General features: G+C 63.9%; 25 protein-coding genes and 1 pseudogene. 6 read left to right on the top strand and 20 right to left on the bottom strand.

Annotated features, from left to right (window positions below):
• Positions 1-116 precede the first annotated feature (116 nt).
• Genes FJ986_RS27055 through FJ986_RS27045 form a run of 3 tightly spaced genes read right to left on the bottom strand, consistent with a single transcriptional unit; the run spans position 117 to position 2,395 of the window.
• Entirely contained in the window at positions 117-1,121 is a 1,005-nt protein-coding gene (locus FJ986_RS27055) for a PTS glucitol/sorbitol transporter subunit IIB (RefSeq protein ID WP_140501606.1), read from the bottom strand.
• 16 nt (positions 1,122-1,137) lie between these two features.
• Positions 1,138-1,905 carry a PTS glucitol/sorbitol transporter subunit IIC gene (locus FJ986_RS27050; protein WP_140625045.1) on the bottom strand — a complete coding sequence of 256 codons (768 nt, stop codon included), beginning with the start codon at positions 1,903-1,905 and terminating at the stop codon, positions 1,138-1,140.
• Between the two features lie 52 nt (positions 1,906-1,957).
• On the bottom strand, positions 1,958-2,395 hold the full coding sequence (locus tag FJ986_RS27045; protein WP_140501610.1) for a transcriptional regulator GutM: 438 nt from the start codon (positions 2,393-2,395) through the stop codon (positions 1,958-1,960).
• 192 nt (positions 2,396-2,587) lie between these two features.
• On the opposite strand from FJ986_RS27045, the gene FJ986_RS27040 reads away from it, so the two are divergent.
• Together FJ986_RS27040 and FJ986_RS27035 are read left to right on the top strand one after the other, a co-directional pair.
• On the top strand, positions 2,588-3,229 hold the full coding sequence (locus FJ986_RS27040; protein ID WP_140517923.1) for a hypothetical protein: 642 nt from the start codon (positions 2,588-2,590) through the stop codon (positions 3,227-3,229).
• An 82-nt stretch (positions 3,230-3,311) separates the two neighbouring features.
• Complete coding sequence (locus tag FJ986_RS27035; RefSeq protein ID WP_140676457.1) at positions 3,312-3,986, top strand: HAD family phosphatase; 675 nt, start codon at positions 3,312-3,314, stop codon at positions 3,984-3,986.
• A 9-nt stretch (positions 3,987-3,995) separates the two neighbouring features.
• On the opposite strand, the gene FJ986_RS31210 is transcribed toward FJ986_RS27035, so the two are convergent.
• From FJ986_RS31210 to FJ986_RS27005, 6 genes are all read right to left on the bottom strand, one after another.
• Positions 3,996-4,643, bottom strand: coding sequence for a DUF930 domain-containing protein (locus FJ986_RS31210; protein WP_348640456.1), 648 nt, complete (start codon positions 4,641-4,643; stop codon positions 3,996-3,998).
• 657 nt (positions 4,644-5,300) lie between these two features.
• Positions 5,301-6,056 carry a 5'/3'-nucleotidase SurE gene (locus tag FJ986_RS27025; RefSeq protein WP_140627881.1) on the bottom strand — a complete coding sequence of 252 codons (756 nt, stop codon included), beginning with the start codon at positions 6,054-6,056 and terminating at the stop codon, positions 5,301-5,303.
• Positions 6,053-7,219 (bottom strand): MBL fold metallo-hydrolase, encoded by a 1,167-nt coding sequence (locus FJ986_RS27020; RefSeq protein ID WP_140676472.1) that lies wholly within the window; start codon positions 7,217-7,219, stop codon positions 6,053-6,055. The genes FJ986_RS27025 and FJ986_RS27020 overlap by 4 nt, the downstream gene beginning before the upstream one ends.
• Positions 7,219-8,295, bottom strand: coding sequence for an ABC transporter ATP-binding protein (locus tag FJ986_RS27015; RefSeq protein WP_140676451.1), 1,077 nt, complete (start codon positions 8,293-8,295; stop codon positions 7,219-7,221). The genes FJ986_RS27020 and FJ986_RS27015 overlap by 1 nt, the downstream gene beginning before the upstream one ends.
• Entirely contained in the window at positions 8,283-9,986 is a 1,704-nt protein-coding gene (locus FJ986_RS27010; RefSeq protein WP_140676448.1) for an iron ABC transporter permease, read from the bottom strand. Before FJ986_RS27010 ends, FJ986_RS27015 begins: the two co-directional genes overlap by 13 nt.
• A 78-nt stretch (positions 9,987-10,064) precedes the next feature.
• Positions 10,065-11,051 carry an ABC transporter substrate-binding protein gene (locus FJ986_RS27005; protein WP_140500630.1) on the bottom strand — a complete coding sequence of 329 codons (987 nt, stop codon included), beginning with the start codon at positions 11,049-11,051 and terminating at the stop codon, positions 10,065-10,067.
• A 263-nt stretch (positions 11,052-11,314) separates the two neighbouring features.
• Here FJ986_RS27005 and FJ986_RS27000 point away from each other — a divergent pair, with 263 nt between their 5' ends.
• Complete coding sequence (locus FJ986_RS27000) at positions 11,315-12,292, top strand: sugar-binding transcriptional regulator (protein ID WP_140500629.1); 978 nt, start codon at positions 11,315-11,317, stop codon at positions 12,290-12,292.
• A gap of 18 nt (positions 12,293-12,310) precedes the next feature.
• On the opposite strand, the gene FJ986_RS26995 is transcribed toward FJ986_RS27000, so the two are convergent.
• From FJ986_RS26995 to FJ986_RS26955, 9 genes and pseudogenes are all read right to left on the bottom strand, one after another.
• A complete protein-coding gene (locus FJ986_RS26995; RefSeq protein ID WP_140500628.1) occupies positions 12,311-12,679 on the bottom strand; it encodes a hypothetical protein in 369 nt (122 codons plus the stop codon).
• A gap of 114 nt (positions 12,680-12,793) precedes the next feature.
• Positions 12,794-14,206, bottom strand: a complete 1,413-nt coding sequence (locus tag FJ986_RS26990; RefSeq protein ID WP_140676445.1) for a pyruvate dehydrogenase complex dihydrolipoamide acetyltransferase — start codon at positions 14,204-14,206, stop codon at positions 12,794-12,796.
• A 3-nt stretch (positions 14,207-14,209) separates the two neighbouring features.
• Positions 14,210-15,208 (bottom strand): alpha-ketoacid dehydrogenase subunit beta, encoded by a 999-nt coding sequence (locus FJ986_RS26985; protein ID WP_140558466.1) that lies wholly within the window; start codon positions 15,206-15,208, stop codon positions 14,210-14,212.
• Positions 15,208-16,236 (bottom strand): thiamine pyrophosphate-dependent dehydrogenase E1 component subunit alpha, encoded by a 1,029-nt coding sequence (locus FJ986_RS26980; protein WP_140500625.1) that lies wholly within the window; start codon positions 16,234-16,236, stop codon positions 15,208-15,210. The genes FJ986_RS26985 and FJ986_RS26980 overlap by 1 nt, the downstream gene beginning before the upstream one ends.
• A 2-nt stretch (positions 16,237-16,238) precedes the next feature.
• Positions 16,239-17,567, bottom strand: a complete 1,329-nt coding sequence (locus FJ986_RS26975) for an NAD(P)H-dependent oxidoreductase (RefSeq protein WP_140525493.1) — start codon at positions 17,565-17,567, stop codon at positions 16,239-16,241.
• Positions 17,568-17,812: 245 nt separating this feature from the next.
• Positions 17,813-17,989 carry a hypothetical protein gene (locus tag FJ986_RS26970; protein WP_224619737.1) on the bottom strand — a complete coding sequence of 59 codons (177 nt, stop codon included), beginning with the start codon at positions 17,987-17,989 and terminating at the stop codon, positions 17,813-17,815.
• Positions 17,990-18,105: 116 nt separating this feature from the next.
• The gene (locus FJ986_RS26965) at positions 18,106-18,894 is read right to left on the bottom strand and encodes a 3-hydroxybutyrate dehydrogenase (RefSeq protein ID WP_140676442.1); all 789 of its coding nucleotides are present in this window, start codon (positions 18,892-18,894) and stop codon (positions 18,106-18,108) included.
• 136 nt (positions 18,895-19,030) lie between these two features.
• Positions 19,031-19,282, bottom strand: a pseudogene (locus tag FJ986_RS26960) (inorganic phosphate transporter); the annotation flags it as partial.
• 14 nt (positions 19,283-19,296) lie between these two features.
• A complete protein-coding gene (locus FJ986_RS26955) occupies positions 19,297-19,866 on the bottom strand; it encodes a TetR/AcrR family transcriptional regulator (protein WP_140517913.1) in 570 nt (189 codons plus the stop codon).
• A gap of 145 nt (positions 19,867-20,011) precedes the next feature.
• On the opposite strand from FJ986_RS26955, the gene FJ986_RS26950 reads away from it, so the two are divergent.
• Both FJ986_RS26950 and FJ986_RS26945 read left to right on the top strand, forming a co-directional pair.
• Positions 20,012-21,325 carry an efflux RND transporter periplasmic adaptor subunit gene (locus FJ986_RS26950; RefSeq protein ID WP_140676439.1) on the top strand — a complete coding sequence of 438 codons (1,314 nt, stop codon included), beginning with the start codon at positions 20,012-20,014 and terminating at the stop codon, positions 21,323-21,325.
• Positions 21,322-24,405: an efflux RND transporter permease subunit gene (locus tag FJ986_RS26945; protein ID WP_140525490.1), complete on the top strand. Its 3,084-nt coding sequence runs from the start codon at positions 21,322-21,324 to the stop codon at positions 24,403-24,405. Before FJ986_RS26950 ends, FJ986_RS26945 begins: the two co-directional genes overlap by 4 nt.
• 151 nt (positions 24,406-24,556) lie before the next feature.
• On the opposite strand, the gene FJ986_RS26940 is transcribed toward FJ986_RS26945, so the two are convergent.
• Complete coding sequence (locus tag FJ986_RS26940; protein ID WP_140525489.1) at positions 24,557-25,021, bottom strand: L,D-transpeptidase; 465 nt, start codon at positions 25,019-25,021, stop codon at positions 24,557-24,559.
• A gap of 213 nt (positions 25,022-25,234) precedes the next feature.
• Positions 25,235-25,456, bottom strand: a complete 222-nt coding sequence (locus FJ986_RS30580) for a hypothetical protein (protein ID WP_181167427.1) — start codon at positions 25,454-25,456, stop codon at positions 25,235-25,237.
• A 326-nt stretch (positions 25,457-25,782) separates the two neighbouring features.
• On the opposite strand from FJ986_RS30580, the gene FJ986_RS26930 reads away from it, so the two are divergent.
• Positions 25,783-25,950, top strand: a complete 168-nt coding sequence (locus FJ986_RS26930) for a hypothetical protein (protein WP_140558462.1) — start codon at positions 25,783-25,785, stop codon at positions 25,948-25,950.
• The last annotated feature ends 12 nt before the right edge of the window (positions 25,951-25,962 follow it).

The raw sequence follows: 25,962 nt of genomic DNA, 5'->3' as shown, positions 1-25,962 counted from the left end.
GAGGGGGTCACGGACGCCCGTGAACCCCTCTATCTCCGTGCTTTGGCGCAATTCCCAAGGGAAAGCGCTACGCGCCTTTTTCCGGGAAAGCCGTTTCAGGCTTTCCCGGAATTTGCTTAGAACACGATCAGACTGACGACCCAGGCGATCAGCACCGAGACCGGGCCCATGATCTGGCGGCTGATGAGAACCGCCGGGACGCCGATTTCGATCGTCTTGGGCTTGGCTTCACCGAGCGCCAGGCCGACCGGGACAAAGTCGCAGCCCACCTGGGTGTTGTAGGCAAACAGCGCCGGCAGCGCCATCGCCGGCGAAATCGTGCCGTTGGCGATCTGCGGACCGATGATGGCGACGCCGATGACCTGCGCGATGACCGCACCCGGTCCCAGGATGGGGGACAGGAACGGCAGGCCGCAGATAGCCGAGATGATCAGCAGGCCGACGATGTTGTTGGCGAGCGGTCCCATCGGCTGGGCAAGCACGTCGCCGATGCCGGTGTACAGGATCAGGCCGATGAGCATGGTCACGAAGGCCATGAACGGCAGCACGTTGCGCACCACCTGGTCGATCGTACGGCGGCCGGCATTGAAGAAGATGCCGACCACGCGGCCCATGACGCGGCCGATCGAGCTGATCAGGCCGATCAGCCCGCCTTCGCTCGGCAGCGGCCGTGGTGCCGCGGCCGCGGTGTTGTTGCCTGGACTCATCGATGCTGCTCCCCCCGCAGTGGTGACCGCCTCGGATCCGTCCGCCATCGTGACATTGGCCGGCTTCACGCCCGAAACGTAGATGTCCTCGGTGATGAACTGGGCGAGCGGCCCAGCCTGGCCGACCGGCGTCAGGTTGACGGTCGGGATGCGCTTGCGCGGATAGACGCCGCAGCGTGCGGTGCCGCCGCAGTCGACGACGACGACCGCCATCTCGCTTTCGATCGGCGGCGCCTTGAAGCCGTCGACGGCCGTGGCGCCGGTCATGTCGGCGATGAGCTGTGCCACGGGATGGATGCCGCCTCCGGTGACGGAGACGATCTTGTCGCGCTGTGCGGTCGGCTCGATGACGAGCGGGCCGCCCCAGCCCGTGGAGCCCCGGGAGATCCTTACGGCTTTGTATGTCTTGGCCATGATGTCCTCCCCGCCCTTACAGCTCGACGCCCTGGCGGCGTGCCATGATGGCGGTGATGCGCTCGGTCAGCATGCCCTTGAGCAGGATGACGACGAGGCCGACGATGGCGTACCAGATCGCCACCTTGACGTGATAACCTCCGGCGACGACACCCCGCTTCTCCAGGTCGAGCAATGCGACCAGCATGCCGCCCCAGACGAAGTATTCGCCGGGGTTGATATGCGGGAACAGGCCGAGCGGCGGATGCACGTAGGAGACAGCCGCGTCATAGAAGGCGGGCTTGTGCTTTTCTTCCAGGAACGATCCGAAGGTGTAAGCCATCGGATTGGTGAGGAAGAACACCGCCAGCAGAGGCAGCAGCGTATAGCGGGTCAGCGCGATCCTGCCGGCGCCGCGTGCCAGGCCGTGGACGCGCTCCTCGCCGACCAGTTCGGTGACGGCGTAGAAGGCGGTCATCAGCACCACCAGTGTCGGGATGATGCCGGTAACGAAGCCGGCGAACACTTCGCCGCCTTTCTGGAAGATGCCGATGAAGTATTTGCCGATTGCGGTCAGCCAGCCGAGTTGCTCTTCCTGCTGCACGTTTTTCAGCTGTTCCTTCAGCTGATCGGCGGTGACAGGCGCGCTGTCGGTCTGCGCCTGCGCCAACACCACGAGATGATCGGTGGCATGCTCGACGCCGAGCCTGCCGTGCCAGGCAGCATCCGAGACCATGGTGCCTGCAACATGCAGGTTATGCACGGCCATGTCGGCATGCTGCGCCAATAACGAAAATACAGACATTTCTCCTCCTTATGCCGCCCGCCGGTTGATCCCGGCCGGTGCGCGGCGTCCTCTAGGCCCTTGCTACGTTCAAGCCGGACAAGCCCGGCTTCTTCCCCGGCTCCGACCGTGCTTTGTCGATCTGTTCGATCGCCCGTTTCACGGCCTCGGCCACACCGGGTTCCCCCTCCCCCATGATCGCAGGGTTGGACCGGAGTTGATCGAGGGGAACACCCTCGAATTGTTGATGTCGTTTGAATTTGGTGAACACCGAGCGCCCGCTCATGACCATCATGCGGCGCACGATGAGGTCCGGCGTCACCACGACGAGCGCGATAGTGCCCTTGGCCAGCCGGCCGCGAAAATTGCCGGCCCCGACGAAGCCATCCTTGTACTGGTCGGTGACGCCCCGGAAGACATCCGAATAGTGCCGCATCTGCAGCCAGACGCCGAGCGACTGCAGCGCCCACACGATAACCAGAAGAAGCAGTCCCCACTGCCAAATCGCCATTCGGTTCTCCTCCCGAAGCCTTCATTGAACCGCATCTTGGACGGATGCGCGACAACAGCAAAGTGAGAACATTTGTTTCCGAGAATGTCAATATGTATGATATTGACCTCGGTCACGGTCATCCACAGGGCCGTCGGCCGATTTCGGCGACGGCACGGTTGTGCTAGCCTGTCGTCAAACGGGATATGTGAAATGGAACTGCCCTTCAGGGATGAACTGGCCCTTATGCCCGACCTTCGCCATCGGTTGCGGCAATTGCGCTGGTTCCGCGCCACGTTTCGCGGCAGCGCCAAGGTGGTGTCCGACACATTCGGCGTGCGTTTTGAAATCGACGAAGCCAGGCTCACAAGGGCTTTTCTCGACTGGGTCGAGATCATGGAGGCGCAGAAGCGTTTCGCCGCGATCGACCGCGCCGACTTCATCGTCTTTGCCGCCGGCCTCGTGCTGCGCGAACTGATACGGCAGGCGCCGGCCAGGGAAGTCTCCGGCCTCAGCCATCTCGTCGAGACCGAGCAGAATGCCGGCACGCTGGAAATCGTCCGCTTCTGGCCTGAGGGGTTCCTCTACACCAATTATTGCGTTTCGGTGATTTCGGCGATCTACGAGCAGGAATTCGGCTCAGCGCCCAGCATCGACAAATGCGCCGACGACCTGCGCACATGGTGGTCCTATCGCGAGAACGTGACCGAGATGCCGGCCTATGCCGTGGCTTTCCTCGACCGCTTCCTTGGCGCCGAACCGAACTGGATCACGCCGGATCGCGCGCAATCGCGGCAGGCCATGCAAAGGGCGCTTGGGTCGGCCCGGGCCAGCGATGCGCTACGCCAGCTTTGACAGATTTTGGCGCCCGACCACCACGCTATTGAACATTTGACTTTTTGCCGGTAGCAAAGTGCAAAACTCCGGGGAGAAGCGCGTGGCGCGATCAAGGCCTATCATTTTCGATTGCGACGGCGTTCTCGTCGACAGCGAACCGCTGGCCGCGAGGGCCTATGAGCGCGTCTATGAAAAGCACGGCATGCCGGGCGTGCACGGCGGCATCATCGCTCAGTGCATCGGCATGAAACAGTCCGACATCATCGTCAAAATCAGGGAATTGACCGGCCATCAGTTTCCGGCGGCGGCGGATGGCGACATCTGGAGCGAGACCAGGATCCTGTTTTCGCAGGAACTGAAGCCGACACCAGGAATCGCCGCGTTTCTGGAGGCGCTTGAGGGCGACCGCTGCGTTGCCTCGTCGTCCTCCGTCGAGCGCATAAACCACAGCCTGGCAGTGACGGCGCTGGCACGGTTCTTCGGCGACGCAATTTACAGCTCCTCGATGGTTAAGAACGGTAAGCCCGCGCCGGACATTTTCCTGTTCGCCGCGGCAAAGAGGGGCGCCAATCCGGCGGACTGCATCGTCATCGAGGATTCGCCCTTCGGTATCCAGGGCGCGGTTGCCGCCGGCATGACGGCGATCGGCTACACCGGCGGCGGCCACACCTATCCCGAGCATGGCGCGCGACTGAAGGCGGCCGGCGCCGATTTCGTCTGCACCGACTGGCAAGAGATCAGCCGGCAATTGTCCGGGCTCGGTGTCCCCGCCTAAGAGCTTGTTCTAGCGAGTGGGTAGTCCAAGCCGAACCCATTCGTCGGGCGGGATTACAGATCCGACACGTAGGCCGAACGACAAAACCCTGGTCACATCGCTGTCGACCTCGCAGCGGAAGCCCAGATGGTACCACGTGCCCGTTGCGCGGAAAGCGACATCCGGGGCGTTGAGAATATTGCCGGCCTTCAGCGGCACGCTTGGGATCAAGTCGGGGAAATAAGAGGCGTCCAGCAATTGCTGCTGCAATGCGCTGGCGCAAAGTTTGGCACCACGCTGGGCGCGCGGCACGCCGCCCATCGAGGTCGTGGCCAGCGCATCGCCGGTAGCGTCTTGCGAATAGAGCTTGCGAACGCCCGGAAGCCCGGAATAGCGACGCGACGCGGCACTGGCGACATCAGGGGAAGCTGGGTCTCCCGCGCTCCCCTTGGGGGACTTCGAGACCTTTGAAGAGCCGGGCTTCGGCGCATTTGCGGGTTTGGGCGTCGGCTTTTCAGCCGATATGGGAAGCTCGACCTCAGTGTCGCCGTCATCGGCGGCCAACGGCGGTGCCGCGGCCGTTTGCTTGTCGGCGTCGGGGGTTTCCGCCTCCTCAGCATCCTTCAGGGACTCGGCATCCTTCGCGGCGGTTGCCGGCTTCTCGCCGGCCTCGGGCAACTCTGCCCCCTTTTCGGTGGCCGCCGGCGCGCCAGACTTGGTCTCCGCAGGCTCAGGTGTCACAGGCGGCTTCGACGTCTCCTCCTTGGCAGGCGCTGGCGAATTGTCTTGAGCGCTGGCTCCGTCCAGGGATTTCCTGGGGCCGGCGTCCTTGTCGCCGAACTGAAAGACAGGTCTCAAGGTCTCGATCGGCGGCGTCTTGCGCGGCTGCTTTGCGGGCGGTTCTTCAGCCTTCGTTTCCGGCGGCTTCTCGGCTTTGGGCTCCTTTGGCGGTGCGGGAGCAGGTTTCGGTTTTGGCTGATCGGGCGGAGGCACGAGCGCGACATTTACCGGCTGGTCCTGCTGCGGCTCTTGGGCTGGCCTCGGCAGGTTGTAGAACACCAGCGCTGCGAGGAGCGCATGCAGGATCAGCGATGCGGGCAGCGCCCACAACAGATCCCGACGCCGCTCTCGTGCCTCGTCCTTCATGCTGACCGATGTGGAATGAAATAGCGGCGGCTTCAAGCATAGGCTTTGGATTGATGCAATTTAACCGCTGCACAGCTCGGTGATCTGGATGATCCGCGCCGCTGCGCCGCCCGTCGAGGCGTTGGCACGGCTGGTCGAGCGACCGTACCGTCCTGAATATTCGCAACGACCCTGTTCTGTGACGAGTGACTAGCCTTGCCGCTGGTGCTGGATCTCGTCCAGAAACTGTCCGTCCAGCGGCGTTTCGCCAAACCAGTTCAGCCGGTTGATGCTGACGAAGCCGGCATCGATCGCCTCGTTCTCGTCGCCCGGCTCACTTGCGTGAGCGCGCCCGCGCGGGACTGTGATGACGGTGCGATCGCCGTCGCTCTCCAGGATTTCAGCCTTGCGGCCGATCTTGTCGCGGCCGATGCGCGGCTGCCGGATCCCGGCCGGCAGCGAAGCCGGCAGGTTGATACTGAGCCAATGGCCATCCGCCGCCCACTCTTCACGCGACCGCCAGAGCGAGGCGATCAACGCGCCGAGCCACTCGTCGTCGACACCGCTGAAGTCCGGATTCTTCACCCGGGAAAAGCCGATCGCCGGAATACCCCAGAATGTCGCCTCGCGCGCAATGCCCAGCGTCCCGGAATAGGCAAGGTCCTCGGCGACGTTGCGCCCGTCATTGACGCCCGCCAGAACCAGGTCGGGCTTTTGGCCATCCGCGAACAGCCAGGCCATCGCGCTCACCACGCAGTCGGCCGGAGTGCCGGAACACGAATACCAGCCGGGCTTGACGCGTCGCATCGTCAACGGCCGCGCGATCGTCAGCGACGCGCCCGCGGCGGTGCGCTTGCCGTCGGGTGCCACCACCCACAAATCGTCGCTCAGGCCGCCGGCCGCCTTGACCAGCCGGACAAGGCCCGGCGCCTCGATGCCGTCATCGTTGCAGATCAGGAGTCTCATGTCTCTTTTCCTCGGCGCACCGTTATGCTCTGGCCGGTGCGGCATTGCGGGCGCAGCGACGGAATATGGGCTTTCAGGTCGTCGAGGAGTTCGCTCGCGCAGGAATGACCGAGCGCCTCCGGGCGCCCTGCCTTCTCCCAGATATCGACATTGCCCGACAGCGTTGGGTGGGTGGGCATGCGCACCCAGTCCGCCCGGCCGGCTTTGTGCAGCAGATCGCCGGGGGAGCCGGAGGGCAGATGCCCGGTCAGCAACACCGGAAAGCCGGCCCGGTCGGCGCGCGGCAGCAGGCGGGACGAAGGCCCGGCCTCGCCCATGCCGTCATCGGCCAGCAAGGGCAGCGAGGGCAGCGGGTCGGCGTCGGTCCAGTCTGCGGCACTACCCAGCCGCAAGCGCAGGATCTCGGATACGCCAGGCAGCAGCGCTGAAGTGGCGGCGATCTGCGCTTCGAGCGAAGCACGCATGCCGGCGTGGATGGCGAAGGGTCCCGGCAAGGCCGCGATCAATTCCAGCGACCGCCCCGACAGCGGCGTCGGCAGAAGGCATCCGTTCGAATGGCGCGCCACCCAGCCCGAAATGGCCTCGGCGCGCGCCGCACCCGGCACGGGATCGGCGCCATAGGACGCGTCGAGAACGAGAAGATCGCATTCGGGGATCGCGTCCATCACGAAGACATTGCTGTCCGGCACCACGTCGGCCGAATAGACGACGCGGCTCTTGCCATCGTCGACGGCAAACCAGACGCCGCCGACGACATGTCCCGACCTCCCCGTCCTGACCGTGAGATTGCCGCTCTTCAGCAAATCGCCGGGTTCGAAAATCTCGATGCGATCTTCCGGAAAGGGAAATCGCTTGAGATCCCCGGGATCGGCATAGCCGGCGAGCGTGGCCGGAGCCTCGGCGCGGGTTTCGGCCGTCATGAAAATCGGACCGGCATAGCCGCGCGACAAAAGCCAGCTCAGAGCACCGACGTGATCCTCGTGCGCATGCGAGACAAACAACGCGTCGATGTCGGCGATCGACCCGTCAAGTGCCGGATAGTACTCCGCCCCTGTGGCCCCGACCTTGATGCCGATATCGAGCAGGATGCGATCGTTTCCGCTGCGGACGGCAACGCTGGTGCGGCCCTTTTCGCCGAAGCCGCCGGCCAGGTCCAGCTTCATCACGACGCCGCCTCCGCCGGGATCAGCCAGCCGGACTTGATGCGCAGGCGCGCCTGGGCTCCGCTCTCCAGCACGACCGGGTCGGGCTGCTCGAAATGCAAGGTAAGATCAGGTCCTGCGGAAGGCGTAAATTCGATGCGCGCCGAGCCACCCTGGTAGATCACCCGCTTGACGAGGCCATCGAAGCCGGGGCCGTCCGGCGAGACGTCGAGATCGGCCGACCGGCAGCAGATCCTTGCGCCGGCGCGCGGCCGCTCGCCTGCCCGGCAGCGGACGACCAGCTCGGTTCCGAGAACCCGGACCTTGCAATGACCGGCTTCCTCGGCGTTCAGCACGTCGGCCGGAAGCAGAATGCCCTGTGAAATGAAGGAGGCCACCATTTCATTCGCCGGCTCATGATAGAGCTCGCGCGGCGTCGCGAGCTGGACCAGGCGACCGTGATCCATCACCGCGATGCGATCGGCCAGCGCCATGGCCTCGGCCTGATCGTGGGTGATGTAGACGATGGTCGTGCCGGTGCGCTTGTGAAAGGCGGCGAACTCGTCCTCCATCGAGGCCCTGAGATGCACGTCGAGATTGGCGAGTGGCTCGTCGAACAATACCAGCGAGGGCGCGGCGACCAGGCAGCGCGCCAGGGCCACGCGCTGGCGCTGGCCGCCGGAGAGGTTGGCCGGCCTACGGTCTCCCAACCCCTGTAGATTGACCAGGGCCAGCGCGTCGGCAACCTTCTGGCGGGCGACCGCCTTGTCCAGCTTTGCAACCTTGAGCGAATAGCCGATGTTCTCGGCGACCGTCAAGTGCGGCCACAATGCGTAGTTCTGGAAGACGATGCCGACCCGCCGCTTCTCTGGTGGAACGCTGCCGCCTGCACCCGACACGACCTCGCTGCCGACCCGGATTTCGCCCGACGTCACCTTCTCGAAGCCGGCGACAAGTCGCAGCAACGTCGTCTTGCCGCAGCCGGAAGGCCCGAGCACGGCAAGGAATTCGCCGTCGCCGACATCGATCGAAACGTCCTTGACCGCATCGAACTCGGCGAAGCTCTTGGTCACATGGTCCAGGGTCAATCGCGCCATGGCAGAACTCCACTCGGAAGGTGAGGGGCAAGCAGGTTGGTCACCAGCATCAGCACGAAGGTGACCGCGACCGTGATGACGGACATCGCCGCCGCGTAGTTGGAATCGCCGCCCTGTTCGAACGAGAACATCACCACGCCGATTGTCTCGGAACCCGACGACCACAGCAGCGCCGAGACCGTGAGCTCGCTGAGCGCCGTCATGAAGATCAGCAGGCCGCCGGCGATCGCCGCCGGCGCCACCAAAGGAAAGACGATGGTGCGCATGCGCGTGAACAGGCCGGCGCCCGCCACTTGTGCAGCCTCCTCCAGCGTCCGGTCGATCTGGTGATAGCCGCTGATCGTCGGCCGCAAGGCCAGCACCAGGAAGCGGGCGAGATAGGCGTAGAGGATGATCCAGACCGTGTTGTAGAGCTGTATGCCGGTCAGCGGGATCGGCCGCAGGAACAGCAGCAGCGATGCGATCGCCAGCACCACGCCGGGCAAGGCATAGGGCAGTTCGACCGAAAGATTGAGCAGCCGCACCCAGCGCTGCTTGCCCCAGGCAATGAGATAGCCGATCGGCACGGCGACGAGGACCGCGAAGAAGGCGGCGGCGATCGACAGCCAGAAGCTGTTGAAGAAGGCGCGGCTGGCGGCAGCGTGCTCGAACAGCACGAAACGGTAATTGTCGAGCGTCGCCGTCTTGGCGCTGAGCGCGATGCCGTAGCCGGGAACCAGCGACGTCAGCACCAGCCCGAACAGCGGCAGGAACAACACCAGCACGACCAGCAGCCACATGCCGGCCTGGACGATCGGACGCCAGCGGCCAAGCTCGTAGGGATCGGCGGGCAGCGAGGTGGAGCTGATGCGGTAGTCGCGGCGCCGGCTCATGACCTCCTGGGCGATAATACCGGCCATGGCGATGATGCCGATCAGCACCGACAGGAACGCCGTCTCGCCGAGCACGGCCGGCCCGCCGCCGGCCAGTTTTTGATAGATCAAGGTCGGCAGCACCAAGTAATTGGCGGGAATGCCGAGAAAGGCGGGAATGCCGAAATTGCCGACGCAGGACACGAAAGCCAGTGCCGCTGCCGCCATGATCGACGGTGTCATCAGGGGTAGCACGATGGTGACGAGCACGGTGAACCAGCTCGCGCCGCCGGCTCGCGCCGCCTCGACCAGTTCGCGCGGCAGCTTGCGCAGGCCGGCGCGCACCAGCAGGAACACCAGCGGGCCATACTGCACGCCGAGCAGCAGGATGATGCCCGACGTGGAATAGAGCGGGTTCTTGGTGCCCAGCGGCGGTGCGGCGCCGAACAGCTTGAGGAACGGGCTGGCCGGTCCGAACAGTTGCAGCCAGGCAAGCGCCGTGACCTGCGGCGCGATCATCAGCGGCATGACGTAGCAGAGCACCAGCGCGCTTCGGCCGCGTATGTCGGTCAGCGTGATGAGCACCGCCACCAGCGTTCCCGACAGCACGGCAAGCACCGTGCCGCCTATGCCGACGACAAGCGTGTGCCAGGTGGCGATCCAGGTCGCCGGGCTTCTCAGTCCGGCCTCCAGGGCCATCGTCGACACCGTGCCGCCGGGTGCCACGATTTCCTTGATCAGGCGCAGCATCGGCAGCAGGGAGAGCAGCACGATGACGACGGCTACCGCCGCCGTCAGGACCATTTCCTGGCCCCGGCTTTCCCTGATCGTTGATGGCATCGTTGCTTTCCTGAAATTCGACCAGCGCGCAGTGGGGATGCCGCCGAAGCGGCATCCCGGCCGGATCGCCGAGCCTTGTCAGCCGCCGAACAGTTCCGAGAACTTCGCCTTGTCGGCGTCGGTCTTGGCGACGATTGCCTTGGTGTCGAACGACATCACCTTGACCTTGACGCCTTCCGGCAGCCATTCGGGCCGGCCGACCGAGGCCCGTGCCGGCAGGTAGCCCATGGAAAGCGCCAGCTTCTGGCCTTCGTCCGAGAGAATGAAGTCGACGAACTTCTTGGCGCCGTCGACATTCTTGGCCGTCTTCATGATCGCGACCGGTTCGGTCACGGCCGGCACGCCTTCCGAGGGGAACACGAATTCCACCGGCGAGCCCTTCTTCTTGGCGTTCATCGCCATGAAGTCGACGAGGATGCCATAGGGCTTCTCGCCTGATGCCACGGACTTCAGCACCGCGCCATTGCCGCGCACGCTGACGGTGTTGTTGGCCTTCAGCTTCTGGAAGAAATCCCAGCCGTAATCGGCATCGCCGGCGAAGCCCGAAAGCAGGTAGGCGGCGGCACCTGAATAGAGCGGGCTCGGCATGACGAGACCATCGGCATAGGCCGGCTTGGCGAGATCGGCCCAATGTTCCGGCTTCTCGGCGGCCGCGGTGTTGTAGACGATGCCGGTGGTGATCAGCTTGCTGCCGAAATAGGTCTTGTCGGCGTCGTAAGCATCCGGCTCGATGCCGTCGAGCTTTGCCTCGGGATAAGGCAGCAGCCGGCCGTCCTTCTTCAGCAGCTCCATCGAGACCGCATCGGCGATCAACAGCACGTCGGCCTGCGGGCTGCCGGCGGCGAATTCGGCCGCCATCTTTGTGAGGATGTCGCTGGTACCGGAACGATAGATTGCCACGTCGATGCCGGGCTGCGCCTTCTTGAAGGCCTCCACGGTCTTGGCCGCATCGGCTTCCGGCTGGGATGTGTAGAGCGTCAACGTTTCGGCACTTGCCATGCCGGCAAACAAAGTTGCCGCGAGCGCCAGCTGGCTGCCCAGCAGCTTGATGAATAGCGTCTTCATAAGACCTCCTGTCCTGTCTGTGCACGACCGGTCCGGCCCCGGCCGGTTCCCTGTCTCTTCCTCCCTGCACGGCGCATATGACTGGTGGATGACACAGCGCGTGAGATATACAAAATATGTTCATATGTTCGATGTCAATTACAAATGAACAAAACTGTGCAACAATCGACACGCCGGACATCCGGCGCCAGTTGACACGCGGCCGGCCTTTCTCCGAAGAGGCGATGCGGGGCCCAGGCCAAGGCTCATGAGGACGAAAAGCGATGCCCGTGGAAAAACCCAGACCGGCCCGCTCCGGATTGCCGATGGTGTCGTCGGATCTCAACGTCAAGACGGCGTGGCTCTATTATGTGGAGGGCTTCACGCAGGAGCAGATCGCCGAGAAGCTCGACGTCTCCAGGGTGAAGGTCATGCGCACGCTGGCCGCGTGCACGGCCGAAGGCATCGTCGTCACCATGATCAACGCGCCGACCGCCGAACAGGTGGCGCTCGAACGTGCACTCGAGAAGCGCTGGGGCCTCGACGCCGCCGTCGTCATCCCGACGCCTTCGGCGCAAGACCACCTGGAGAAGGCGATCGGCCACGCCGTGGCGGCCTATCTCGGCGAGCAGATGCAGGACGGCATGACGCTGGCAATCGGCGGCGGCGCGACCCTGCATGCCAGTTTGGGCTTTCTCGCCCGCCGGCAGCTGAAGCACGCCTCGGTCGTGGCGCTCGTCGGCAGTCTGCCGCATTCGCAATGGATCAATCCGTCCATCGTCGCCGCCAAGGTCGCCGATGTCTTCGAGGTCGACAGCTACCAGATCACCGCGCCGGTGACGGTCGACAACCCCTCGCTGCGTGACCTGCTCTGGGCGCAGCCGGCGCTGCAAGACGTGCGGCAGCGCGCTGCCGCCGCCGATATCGCGCTGCTTACCGTCGGCGACATGTCGCCGGACGCGACCATCTTCCGCCACGGCATCGTGCCGTCGTCGCTCATCGCGTCGCTGAAAGCGAAGGGCGCGGTCGCCAACATGCTGTGCTATTTCGTCGATGCCTCAGGCAGGCTGGTCGACCACGAAGTCAACGGCCGCGTCATGGCCATCGACCTCGATGTCGTCGGCCAGGTGCCGAATGTCGTGCTGGCCGCCGGCGGAAAACGCAAGGTGGCCGCGATCCTCGCCGCGCTGAAGGCCGTCAGCACCAATGTGCTGATCACCGACAGCGATACGGCGACGGCGCTGCTGGCAAAGGCTGGCTGACGCTGCTTCCAGTGCCGCTTAGATCAGGCCGCGTTCGCGCAAGAAATCCTCGACGCCGACATGGGTCATGGATTCGAATTCGGCGATCGCCTCGGCCACCCGCCTGCGCTGGGCCGCCAGCAGCGTGAACACCTGCTTCATCTCGCCGGAAACGCCGAAGCGGCCCCAGCGCTCCGCGATATGCGCAGGCAAGCCGATGTCGGCGCAGAACGCATCCAGGCTCTCATAGCCGAGACTGGCGACGAGTTGCTTGGTTTCGTCCGCCGACATGCGCGGCTCGAAAGCGTGATCGTGCAGGCGCTGCGCCACCAGCTTGATGTCGGACGGAGACGCGCCCATCACCTTGCCGAACAGGGTCTTGACGTCGGATGGATCGAATGCGGGCATGCGGACCTCCCTTGATCACAGTCCACCTGAAACATGGGCGAAGGGTTCGCGCCTGACAAGTCGATTCTGTGGTGAGCCGGCGCATCATTCGACGCCGGCTCACGTCAACGTGACCTACACCAGCATGCCCATCGGGTTCTCGATCAGCTTCTTGAAGGCGACCAGCAGTTCGGCACCGAGTGCTCCGTCCACGGCGCGATGGTCGGTCGACAGCGTCACCGACATCACCGTGGCGATTCTGATCTCGCCGTTCTTGGCCACCGCCCGCTCCTCGCCGGCGCCCACCGCCAGGATCGTCGCATGCGGCGGGTTGATGACGGCGGCGAAATCCTTGATGCCGAACATGCCAAGGTTCGACACCGCCGTGGTGCCGCCTTGATACTCTTCCGGCTTCAGCTTGCGACTGCGCGCGCGGCTGGCCAGGTCCTTCATCTCGTTGGAGATCACCGACAGCGTCTTTTCGTCCGCCTTGCGAATGATCGGCGTGATCAGGCCGCCGGGGATCGAGACGGCGACGCCGACATCGGCATGCCTGTGCTTGACCATGGCGCTTTCGGTCCACGAGGCATTGGCATCCGGCACCGCTTTCAGGGCCATGGCCATCGCCTTGATCACCATGTCGTTGACCGACAGCTTGTAGGCGGGCGCCTCGCCCTTGTCGGTCTTCTTTACCGGTGCGGCCGCATTGAGCTGCGTGCGCAGCGAAAGCAGCGCATCGAGCTCGCAGTCGAGCGTCAGGTAGAAATGCGGGATGGTGGTCTTGGCCTCGACCAGCCGGCGCGCGATGGTCTTGCGCATGTTGTCGTGCGGGACGAGTTCATAGGAGCCTTCCTCGAACAGGCGCAGCACGTCCCCCTCCCCCTTGAGGGGAGAGTGGCCGGCCGCAGGCCGGTCGGGTGGGGTCGCTTCGACGGGGCTCGGCGCAAAAGCGGTGCCTCCTGAGACGACCCCCTCCGTCCGCTTCGCGGACACCTCCCCCTCGAGGGGGGAGGAGAGTACCGCATCGATATCCGCCTTCACGACGCGGCCATGTGGGCCTGTGCCTGATATGCCGGAGAGATTCAGTCCTGCTTCACGAGCCAATCGACGCGCCAAGGGTGTAGCGCGGGTTTTTCCCTCCCCCTCGAGGGGAGGGTGGCCGGCCGAAGGCCGGTCGGGTGGGGTCGGTTCGACCGGGCTCAGCGCGAGGGCGGGGCCTTCTGAGGCAACCCCCTCTGTCGACTTCGTCGACATCTCCCCCTCAAGGGGGGAGATTGGCGCCTTGTCCTGCTTGGCCCCGTAGCTTTCATCATCGGCATAGATCCACGCAACCGGCGCGCCGACGGGGATATCGACGCCTTCCTTGCCGGAGACATCGCGCAGGATGCCGCTGGCCGGCGCGTCGATTTCCATCGCCGCCTTGTCGGTCTCGATCTCGAACAGCACGTCGCCCTTCTTGACCCGGGCGCCTTCCTCGGCGAACCAGCGCGAGATCTGTCCGGTCGCCATGTCCATGTCGACCTTGGGAAGAATGACTTCGGTCGGCATGTCTCAGCGAACCCCTCTCACGAGGTCGCGGGCGGCGGTGATGATGCCGGGAACCTGCGGCACCGTCGCCTTCTCCAGCTCCGGATTGTACGGGATCGGCGTCTCCGCGCCGCCCAGCCGCACGATCGGCGCGTCGAGATAGTCGAACGCCTCGCTCTCGGCGATCATGGCGCTGACCTCGGCGCCGATGCCCAGCGTCTTGACCGCTTCGTAGACGCACATCAGCCGCGACGTCTTCTTGACGCTGTCGATGACGGTCTGCTTGTCCATCGGCCGGATCGTCCTGAGGTCGACGACTTCGACGTCGATGCCTTCCGCTTCCAGCGCGGCCGCGGCGTCGAGCGCCTTCTGCACCATGATCGAGGTGGCGACGATGGTGAGATCGCGCCCTTCGCGGCGGATATCGGCCTTGCCGATCGGCACCGTGTAGTAGCCTTCCGGAACCGGGCCCTTCATCTTGTAGAGCAGCTTGTGCTCGAAGATCATCACCGGATCGGGATCGGCGACGGCAGCCAAAAGCATGCCCTTGGCATCGTGCGGCGTCGCCGGCTGGATGACCTTTAGGCCCGGCACATGGCCGAGCCAGGCCTCCAGGCTCTGGCTGTGCTGCGCGGCGGCACCGGTGCCGGAACCGGCGGGAAAGCGCATCACCACGGGAACGGAAACCTCACCGCCCAGCATGAAGCGCATCTTGGCCGCCTGGTTGACGATCTGCTCCATGGCGAGCGTGGCAAAGTCGGAGAACTGGAACTCGAAGATCGGCCGCATCCCGGTGAGGGCCGCACCCACCGCGACACCCGCCCCGCCCAGTTCCGAGATCGGCGTATCCATCACCCGGTCCGCGCCGTAGCGCTCGACCAGATCGCCGGTCACCTGGAAGGCGCCGCCATAGACGCCGATGTCCTCGCCCATCAGGAAGACGCGTTCGTCCATGTCCATGGCGATCGCCATGGCTTCCTGGATCGCCTGGGCGTAGCTCAGTTCACGCACCATCGCGTCCATCACGCCTGCTCCGTATACACGTAATTTCCGGTCTCGCTGACATCAGGCGAGGGGCTCGCCTTGGCGAACTCGATGCCGTCGGCGATTTCCTTGGCCACCGCTTCGCGGATCGCCTCGATGCCCTTGTCGTCAATGAACCCGAAGTCGCGCAGCTCGCTTTCGAACAGGGTGATCGGATCGCGGTTCGACATCCAGTCCTCGATCTCCTCCTTGGTGCGATAGCGGTTGCGGTCGCTCTTGGAATGGCCGCGATGGCGGTAGGTCTTGGACTCGATCAGCGTCGGCCCCTCGCCCGCGCGTGCGCGCTCGACGGCCTTGTAGGACGCCTCGGCGACCTCCGAAAAAATGTTGCCGTTGACGATGACGCCGGGCATCGAATAGGCGGCGGCGCGCTCGGCGATGTTCTTGACCGCGGTCGAGCGGGCCGTCGACGTCGACATGCCGTAGCCATTGTTCTCGCACACGAAAATCACCGGCAGCTTCCAGATCGCCGCCATGTTCAGCGCCTCGTGGAAAGCGCCCTCATTGTTGGCGCCGTCGCCGAAGAAGGAGACCACGACCTTGCCGGTCTTCATCATCTTGGAGGAGAGCGCCGCCCCGACGGCGATCGGAATGCCGCCGCCGACGATACCATTGGCGCCCAGATTGCCCTTGGCCACGTCGGCGATGTGCATCGAGCCGCCGCGTCCCTTGCAGTAGCCGGTGGTCTTGCCGAAGAACTCGGCGAACATGCGCTTGACCTCGGCGCCCTTGGCGATGCAGTGGCCGTGGCCGCGATGCGTCGAGGTGATCTGGTCATCCTCGCCGAGCGGCATGCAGATGCCCATGGCGCTGGCTTCCTGCCCGATCGACAGATGCATGGTGCCGTGGATGAGGCCGCGCGTGTAGCTCTCCTCCGCGCCCTCTTCGAAGCGGCGGATGAGGTACATCTTGTAGAGCACCTGTCTGAGCTGCTCGGCGCTGTACTGGCGATAGACGAAGGGCAGGTTGGCGCGGCTGTCCGCGACGGCTTTGCTGGCTGCGGCCATGATCACACCTCCACGGTTCCGTAGACGAGCTTGTCCTGGCGCGCGCGCAGTTCGGCGATCTTGGAGCCGGGAGCCGGGGCGGCATTGGCGTAGGTGATGAGCTCGCCCTTCTTGATCGGCGCCGTCACCGAACCGCCTTGCAGCAGACCGCAGGGAATGGCCCTGGCGGCATGTGCTTCCGGCGCCGTCATGATCCAGGCGCGGTAGCAATATTCGCCGATCGCATCGAGCTTCTCGCCCGGCTTCATGTCCTTCTTGGCCACGGCTGCGACTTCGGCCACCGGCTTTGCCAGCGGCACCATGTCGGCCTTGCCGTAGAGCACGACGCGGGCGCAGGTCAGGGGCACTTCGAGCGAGGTCAGATGGTAGGGCCGATGGAAGGTGAAGTACGGGCCCTTGCCCATCTTCAAATCTTCCATGCGCTCCGAAATGCGCGGATGCGACATGTCGGCGACGACGAACACGCCGGGCGCGACACCCTTGCCGATCGAATAGTCGACGACGCCGACCTTCGACAGCACGCCGCCGTCCTTCTGCGGCACCAGCACCTTGGACAATTCGCCGAGCGTCGCCGCCGGACCATGCATGCCGGCCTTGTCGGGCACCAGCCCGGTGGCGTTGGCGATCGCCGCCATCTCGACCATGGTCTTGGAGCCGTCGACGAACTCGACCAGCATACGCACATTCATGTGCCGGCGCTTGGCTTCCTCTTCATAGTCGGGCGGCGTGGCGTCGATGTTGAGCGGATTGTTCTTGCCCTTGCCGGCGGCGACGATCGGATGGCCCATCGCCGAGACGAATTCGATAAGCTCCATGCAGGAAGACGGCTCGTCGCCGGCGCCCAGCGAATAGGTGACGCCGAGCCGGTCGGCCTCGCTCTTGAGATAGGCGCCGATGGTGACGTCGGCCTCGACATTCATCATCACCAGGTGCTTGCCGTGCTCCATGGCGCGCAAGCCGATCTCGGCGCCGACGGCGGGAACGCCGGTGGCGTCGATGACGACGTCGATCAGGTCATTGTTGATGACCAGGCTGGCGTCGTTGGTGACCGCCACCTTGCCGGCCTCCATGGCGGCCGTCATCGCCGAGGCGTTCGACACTTCGCGCGCATGCCCGGTTTCCTGGAAGGCGATATCCACGGCCTTGCTGGCGGCGGGCAGGTTCAGCTCGGAAATGGCGCCGATCTCGATGCCGGACATATGGGCGACGCGGGTGACGATGTCGGTTCCCATCTCGCCCGAACCGATCAAGCCGATGCGGATTGGCTTGCCCGACTTGGCCCGCACCTCGAGATCACGGGCAAGGCCCGTCAACGAAACATTGGAAGCCATACCGCTCATTCCTCCCGTAATGCTGCTATTCAATCACCTGACGGGTATTGAACATCTGTATTTCTGTCAAGACTAATGTCCAGATTCGTAGCACTTTTGTACCCTTTCCAGCATCACGAGCAAGGTGGGAAAACCGGCAAATCCGACAACCAAACGCTCGCGACGGTTCGACGCATTCGGGCCCGGAAAAACTTCAACCGTGAGCGCGCTTGATGGCGAGAGAAGGGGCGCCCCCTGCTTAAGTGCTAGCCAACCGGAAAATCGTGGAAATGGATGATGGTGCTGACCGGAATGCCGCGCCATTTGCCGGCGATCAGCCGGTGGACACGTCCGGCGAAGATGTGACGGACACTGCCATGGCGTTGGAATAGCTCTTGAAGGGCATCGGCGTCGGTTAGCGTGACCTCGTCGAGCACCGGCATGTGGATGCCGAACGGCGGGTGGTGCATAAACAGGAGGACCGACCGGTCCGGTGCCTCTTGCAACCGCTTGCCGGCGCCTGCGGCATCAGCCGGGAACAGAACGCCTCGCCTGGGCTTTACTGTGCCGTCCAGCCGCCGTCCATCGGCAAGGTCGTGCCGGTGATCTGCCTGGCTGAATCCGAGCACAGGAACAGCGCCAGGGCGGCAAGGTCCTGGACGGCGACGAATTCCTTTGTCGGCTGTGCGGCCAGAAGCACATCGCGCTTGACCTGTTCCTCGGTCATGCCGCGCGCCTTCATCGTGTCGGGGATCTGCTTCTCGACCAGCGGCGTCCAGACATAGCCGGGCGCGATCGCGTTGACGGTGATGCCGTCCTGCGCGACTTCCAGCGCCACCGTCTTGGTCAGGCCTGATATGCCGTGCTTGGCCGAGACATAGGCGGATTTGAACGGCGAGGCGACGAGCGCATGCGCCGAAGCCGTGTTGATGATGCGGCCCCATTTGCGGCTCTTCATGCCAGGCAGCGCCGCTTTTATCGCGTAGAAGGCCGACACGAGGTTGATGCGGATGATCGCTTCCCATTTGTCGTCCGGGAATTCCTCGATCGGCGCGACATGCTGGATGCCGGCGTTGTTGACCAGGATGTCGAGGCTGCCGAACGCCTCTTCCGCCTCATGCACCATGGCGCTGACCGCCGCGCCGTCCATCATGTTGGCGTCGGAGTAGCGGCATTTGACACCGAAATCCTTCTCGATGCCGGCGCGCTCCTGCTCGATGGTCGTGGCGTCGCCCAGGCCGTTGATGGTGAGATTGGCGCCTTCGGCGGCGAAGGCGCGGGCGATAGCCAGGCCGATGCCGCTGGTCGAGCCGGTGACGAGGGCGTTTTTCGAAGACAGGGAAGCCATGGCGATCTCGCGAGAAGTGGGAGGGAAGATGACGATATAATTGTGCGTCGCAGCATGATAATGACAGAGCCTCGCGCAAAGAAAAAAGCAGCGCCGGCGACCGGCCTGCCTTTTTTCTGAAAGTGCCTGCCCCGGCTCAGAACACCTGGTGAAAGATGATGAACAGCACGAAGGCCAGCGTGATCGAGCACGGCAGCGTCAGCACCCAGGCCAGCAGCAGGTTGCGCACCGTCGACCATTGCAGGCCCGAGCCATTGGCGGCCATGGTTCCGGCGATGCCGGACGACAGCACATGGGTCGTCGACACCGGCAGGCCGAGCCTGTCGGCCATGCCGATGGTCACCATGGCGACGAGTTCGGCCGCGGCGCCCTGGCCATAGGTCAAATGGCCCTGATGGTCCGTCAGGGTCGCTTGGCCCGGGCAGGACCGACATCGGGCGATCCGGCGATTTCCAGCAGCGACGACACCAGCAATTGCCGCTCGTCTGGGGAAAGCACATCCGCGTCGAACAGATTCATGCTGCGCAGGCCCTCGATGGCGAGATAGCAGACCAGCAGCGATTTGAGATCCGGCGTCTCGCTCTTCAGTCGTTGGAAGAGTTGTCGCTTGAACGTCTTTATGGGCGACATGAAGTCCGGATCCTCGGCGATCGCCGAAAATATCCACGACGCCGATGGCTGCTTGTCCTCGCAATCCTTGGCCGAAAGCCTGATGTAGACGGCGAGCGGATTTGCGCCATTGTCGTTGCTGCTGGCGGTCTCCAGCGCCTGCTCGAACTCGCGCAGATAGCCTTCGACCAGGCCCTGCATCAATTTGGCCTTGGTCGGGAAATTGTAGAGCAGTCCGCCCTTCGATACGCCGGCGCGGCTGGCGACGGCATCCAGGGACAGGCTACCGGGGCCGGATTCCCGTGCGACGTCCGCCGCCGCAGCGAGAATCCTCTCGCGCGAGTTCGTTCGTTGGGCTTTCATGGCGCCTCCCATCGCAAGCTTAGGCCCAATTGACAAGACCGTCCAGACGGTACAGTAAGACCGCGGTCATTTGAAATCGGGGCCCGCAGTCGATATGTGTCCCGATATCCGCGCTTCGCGCCGGATTTCGACTGAGGGGACTTCCTTGTTCAAGCGCATACTCCGTTTCGTTATCATCATTGTTGTGTTGGCCGTGCTCGTCATCATGGTCGGCGGCATCGTCGGGTTCAATTTCCTGCGTGACAACGGCATCAAGCAGTATTTCGCCACGATGAAGCCGCCAGCGGCAACCGTGTCGACAACTATCGTCAAGCCGTCGAACTGGACGCCGGGCATCGAGGCGATCGGCACGGTCCGCGCCGTGCGCGGTGTCGACCTGACGGTTGAGACCGCCGGCATCGTCAAGGAGATCCCCTTCCATGCCAACGAGAAAGTGGCGGCCAATGCGGTGCTGCTGCAGCTCGACGACGCCGTAGAGCGTGCCGATCTCGCGGCACAGAAGGCGCAGGCGGCGCTCGATCAGACATCGCTGACCCGTGCACTCGAACTGACCAAGCGCGGTGTCGGCTCGGACTCGACCTTGGACACCGCACGTGCGGCCGCGTCCGCCTCGGCATCCCAGGTCAACAGGCTTCAGGCAGTGCTTGACCAGAAGCAGCTGACGGCGCCCTTTGCTGGAACCGTCGGCATCCCGAAGATCGATCTAGGCCAATATCTGGCGCCCGGCACCGCCGTGGTGACACTGCAGGATCTCGACACGATGCGGGTCGACTTCACGGTTCCCGAACAGCAACTGCCGCTGCTCAAGATCGGGCAGACGGTTCGGCTGGGCCTCAGCGGCGGCGACATGCCTTTTGCCGGGACCATTCGCGGTATCGATCCCAAGATCGACCCGTCCAGCCGGCTGGTGAACATCCGGGCGGAAGTCGCCAATCCCGAAGGCAAGCTGACCCCCGGCCAGTTCGTGCAAGTGCGTGTCGAACTGCCCGAGGAGCAGAATGTGCTGGCGCTGCCGCAGACGGCGCTGACCACCAGCCTCTATGGCGACTACATATTCGTGGTGCACCCGGCAAAGCCCGCCGAGGCGCAGCCGACCAAGCCGGAGACAAACCCCGCCGCGGCGGCGACCGACAAGCCGGCGGACGCCAAGCCCGCGGCCGATGCCAAACCGGCCGAAGCCGCGAAGCCTGCCGCCGATGCGGCAAAACCAGCGGACAAGGCCGCCGCCGATCAGGCCAAGCCGGCCACCGGGGGCGAGCAGCCTGCCCTGGTCCTGTCGCAGGTATTCGTCAAGCCCGGCCGCCGCAACGAGGGCATGGTCGAGATCGTCGAGGGCCTCAAGGCGGGCGATGAGGTTGTCACGGCAGGTCAGAATCGCCTCTTCAACGGCATGTCCGTCAACGTCGACAACACCATCGACCCAACCAAATCGGCGAACAAGCAGGCCGACCAGCAATGAGCGTTTCCGATCTCTTCATTCGCCGGCCCGTCCTCTCCACGGTCCTTGCATGCATGATCCTGCTCCTGGGTTTCCAGGGCATATTCAGCCTGTCGATCCGCCAGTATCCGAAGGTTGACGAAACCGCGATCACCATCACGACGGCCTATCCGGGCGCCAGCGCCGACCTGATCCAGGGCTTCATTTCCGCTCCGATCGCGCGCGCCGTCGCCTCGACCGAGAACATCGATTACGTCACGTCGTCGAGCCGACCGTCCTCCAGCACCGTGACTGTGCAGATGAAGCTCGGCTCCAACCCGGACGTCGCGCTGACCGAAGTGCTGTCCAAGGTCCAGGGCGTGCGCGGCACCTTGCCGGACGCCTCCAAGGATCCCGTCATCGTCAAGGGCACGGGCCAGCAATTCGCGATGATGTACATCTCGATGCAGAACCCGAACATGACCAAGGAGCAGCTGACCGAGTATATCGAACGCGTCATCAGGCCCCGCATGTCGACGGTCGAAGGCGTCGCCGACGTGCAGATCTTCGGTGCCCAGGAATACTCGATGCGCGTCTGGATCGATCCGGTCAGGCTCGCCGCGCGCGGCGTGACGGCATCGGAAGTGCTGACGGCGATCAACAACTCCAACTTCCTGTCGGCGCCCGGCAACACCGAGAACGAATATGTCGTCTCCTCGATCACCGTGCGCTCGACGCTGCAGACGCCGGAAGCCTTCGCCGAGCTGCCGCTGCGCTCGACCGACGGCAATGTGGTGCGGCTGCGCGATGTCGCCCGCGTCGAACTGGGCGCCGAGAACACCGACACCAGGGTTTCCTTCAACGGCAAGCCAGGCACCTTCCTCGCCATCTTCCCGACCCCGGCTGCCAATCCCCTGACCACGGCGGCGGCGCTCACCAAGCTGGTGCCTCAAATCCAGGAGACGTTGCCGAAAGGCATGACGATCGAGATCGTCTACGACGCGACCGGGCAGATCAGCGCCTCGATCGACGAAGTGTTCAAGACCATCGGCGAGGCCGTTGCCATCGTCGTCGTCGTCATCCTTCTGTTCCTTGGCTCTTTCCGTTCGGTGATGATGCCCATCGTCACCATCCCCCTGTCGCTGATCGGCGTCTGCTTCTTGTTGTTCGCGGTGGGCTATTCGATCAACCTTCTGTCCCTGCTCGCCATGGTTCTGGCGATCGGCCTCGTCGTCGACGACGCCATCGTGGTGGTGGAAAATATCCACCGCCACATGGAAGAGGACCACATGTCGCCGATGCAGGCGGCCTTCAACGGCATGCGCGAGATCGCCACCGCCATCGTCGCCATGACCATGACGCTGGCCGCGGTGTTCGCGCCATTGGCCTTCACCGGCGGCCTGACCGGCGCGCTGTTCCGCGAATTCGCCGTCACGCTCGCCGGCTCGGTGGTGCTGTCGGGCGTGATCGCCATCACCATCACGCCAATGATGTCGGCGCGCCTGCTGAAGTCCGGCACGCCAGGCCGTTTCCAGCGCATTGTCGACGGCACTTTCGCGCGGGTCGAGCACGTCTATGAGCGGGCCGTCACCGGGTCGCTCAACTATCGCCCGCTGACGCTGATCATCGTGCTGGCGCTTGTCGGGGTGACCGGCTTCATGTTCACCAAGACCTCAACCGAACTGGCGCCGGAAGAAGACCAGGGCTTCCTGCTCTCGCTTGTAACGGCGCCGCGTTACGCGACATCCGACTACACCGAGACTTACGTCAACCAGATGCTCGGTCTGGTGAAGGATATTCCCGAGACGCGGGCGCAGTTCTCGGCCGTCGCGTTCGGCGGCACGACGAACAGCGCGTTCGTCGGTTTCGCCTTCAAGGACTGGGCGGAGCGCAAGCGAAACTCGAAGGAGCTGCAGGCCGACATCACAGCCCGTCTCGCCAAGGTGGCGGGCGTCCAGGCCTTCGTCTTTGCGCCACCGACGCTGCCGGGCTCCGGCGGCGGCCTGCCCATCGCCCTGGTGGTGCGATCGACCGGCGACTCCTCGGAAGTGTACGACGTGGCCGAGAAGATCAAGAACAAGGCACAGGCCTCCGGCCGCTTCATCGTCGTGCAGAATTCGATGGCCTATGACGCGCCGCAGGTGACGGTGACCATCGATCGCGACCGCGCCGCGGCGCTGAACCTGCCGATCGCCGATATCGGCCGGACGCTGACGCTGCTGGTCGGCGGCGCCGAAGTGGCGCAGTTCGACCGCGACTCCAACAGCTACGACATCATTCCGCAGGTGCCGAAAGAATTCCGCGACAATCCCGAAAAACTCGGCGAGTACTTCGTGCGCAGCGTAACGGGCGAGATGGTGCCGCTGTCGGCGGTGGTGAAGATCTCGACCAATGCGTCGCCGGCCGCGATCGAGCAGTTCAACCAGCTGAATTCGTCGACGATCTCGGCGCTGCCGCTGCCCGGCGTCACCACGGGCGATGGATTGAAAGTCCTCGAGGACATAGCCAGGGAGAGCCTGCCCGACACCTTCTTCATCGACTATTCGGGCCAGTCCAGGCAGGAGAAGGAACAGGGCAACACGATCCTGATCGCTTTCGGGGCGGCCGTCATCGTCATCTATCTGGTGCTGGCGGCGCAGTTCGAAAGCTTCCGTGATCCGCTGATCATCATGATGGCGGTGCCGCTGTCGATCTTCGGCGCCATCGTGCCGCTCAATCTGGGCCTCGGCACACTCAACATCTACACGCAGGTCGGACTGATCACGCTGATCGGCCTGATCACCAAGCACGGCATCCTGCTGGTCGAGTTCGCCAACCAGCAGCGCGAGATCCACGGTATGCGGCGGCGCGACGCCATCATCGCTTCGGCCAAGGTGCGGCTGCGGCCTATCCTGATGACGACGGCGGCGATGGCGCTTGGCGTGGTGCCGCTGATCACGTCCAGCGGCGCCGGCGCCGCGGCCCGTTATTCGATGGGCCTGGTCATTTTCACCGGCATCCTGGTAGGCACCATGTTCACGCTCTTCGTCGTGCCCATGTTCTATACCTTCATTGCCAGCAAGGACTTGCCCCAGCTGGCCGAGAAGCCGGATCCCAAATTGATGCCGGCATTGCCGAGCTGATGGAAACGGCATTGCCGAACTAACAAAAACTAACAAAAAAGAGGCCGGAAACGTCCCGGCCTCTTTTTGGCTGTGCTCGATTACCGTGGGAAAATGTTCCGGCGGGAGCCCTGAACGGATATGGCTGCTGTGCCGATCCGTTGCCAGCCAGCTACTTGACGATGACGATGCTGGTGTTGGCCGGCCCGAAGGTTTCGACGAGCTGGTAGAAATCGGCGGCATTGTCGGGATGCAGCCGCACGCAACCATGCGAGGCCGGCCGGCCAAGCCGCTTGATGGCATAGGTGGCGTGCACCGCATAGCCGCCGCTGAAGAACACCGAATGCGGCATCGGCGCGTTGTCGTACTTCTTCGAATACCACATTTCATGCATGCGCGTCGGCTTGAACGAGCCGGTCGGCGTCACATGCGCCCTGTCGCCGGTGGAAACCTTCCAGGCGAAGGCCGGGCGGCCGTCGACCGAGACTTCCATCACCTGTTGCGAAAGCGAGACGCGCGCCACGATCTTGTTGGCGGCATGCGCGGTACCCGTGCCGGCGCCGAACAGAAGCGCCGCAGCCGTCAGGGCAGCGGCGGCGGTGATGTTGATGAGCTTGGCGGAAATAGCAGTATGCATGATGTCCCTCTCTCTGCCGGGCTGGCCGGCCCCAAATTCGATGAGCGGCTTATCCCTGCATCATGTTTCGGAGAGATTTCGTGAAATGCTCGTTTGTGTTTCGAATATGTTTCCTCTGGTTAATGGGCCAAAGTTCCCATATGGCGAACATCGACGCTGTCACCCTGGACAGGAGTAGGCACATAGGTATCCAGCCCGAAACGAAAGTTCGGATTAGCCAAAATTGAAAGGTTGGAGCCCTATTTCGAAACAGAATCTGCAACAAAGCGCATTTTCGGCGGCATGAAGCGGATACAGGCCGTCGGCAAAGTTGACGTAACGAAAGCAGACGGCAACGACCACGGGAACGAAAACGAACATGCGGTCCTGGTTTCTCGGGATCAGCATCGCAGCAGCAGCCATTAGCGTCGCCGGCACGGTTGCCGACGGTTCCATGGCCAGCCTCGCGGCGATGAGTTCGAGTGAGATCTCAACCCTCTATACCGTCCTGTTTTGTGCCACGGTCTGGATTGTTCCAGCCTGCGCATCGTCCGGCTCAAGGCCCACTGGCGGGTTGGCCTTCGGCTGCTGGCATTGCGCGGCCCCTCCGGCAACTTGCTGCTGAGAGGACCGAAGGCCCGCGCCGTGACGGGGGGCTCCGTAGACGGCGCGGGCACTTCGGGAGTTCCTGAAGTATGCCGAGGCGTCACGCGCCCACCCAAGACGGGCGTTGGTCTTCGGAAAACAAGCTGCCGCAACATGATTTACTGGGGATTGACGCAATGAAAACGAAACTTGCAGCTTCGGTGCTTTCGGCACTGCTCTACGCACAGGGCCTGCTCGGCTTTGCCGGGCTCGCCACCGTGCTCTTGAAAGAGCGCGCGCATGCAGGCGAGTTCGCGGCAGGCAGCGACATGCCGCCGGGGCCATCGCTACTGGTGGTGCGCTGAGCGCAGGGCAAT

The organism is Mesorhizobium sp. B1-1-1 (assembly GCF_006442955.1).
Lineage (GTDB): Bacteria > Pseudomonadota > Alphaproteobacteria > Rhizobiales > Rhizobiaceae > Mesorhizobium.
Note: the sequence above shows the minus strand (reverse complement) of the source record. Positions and strands in the feature narration are given on the sequence as shown.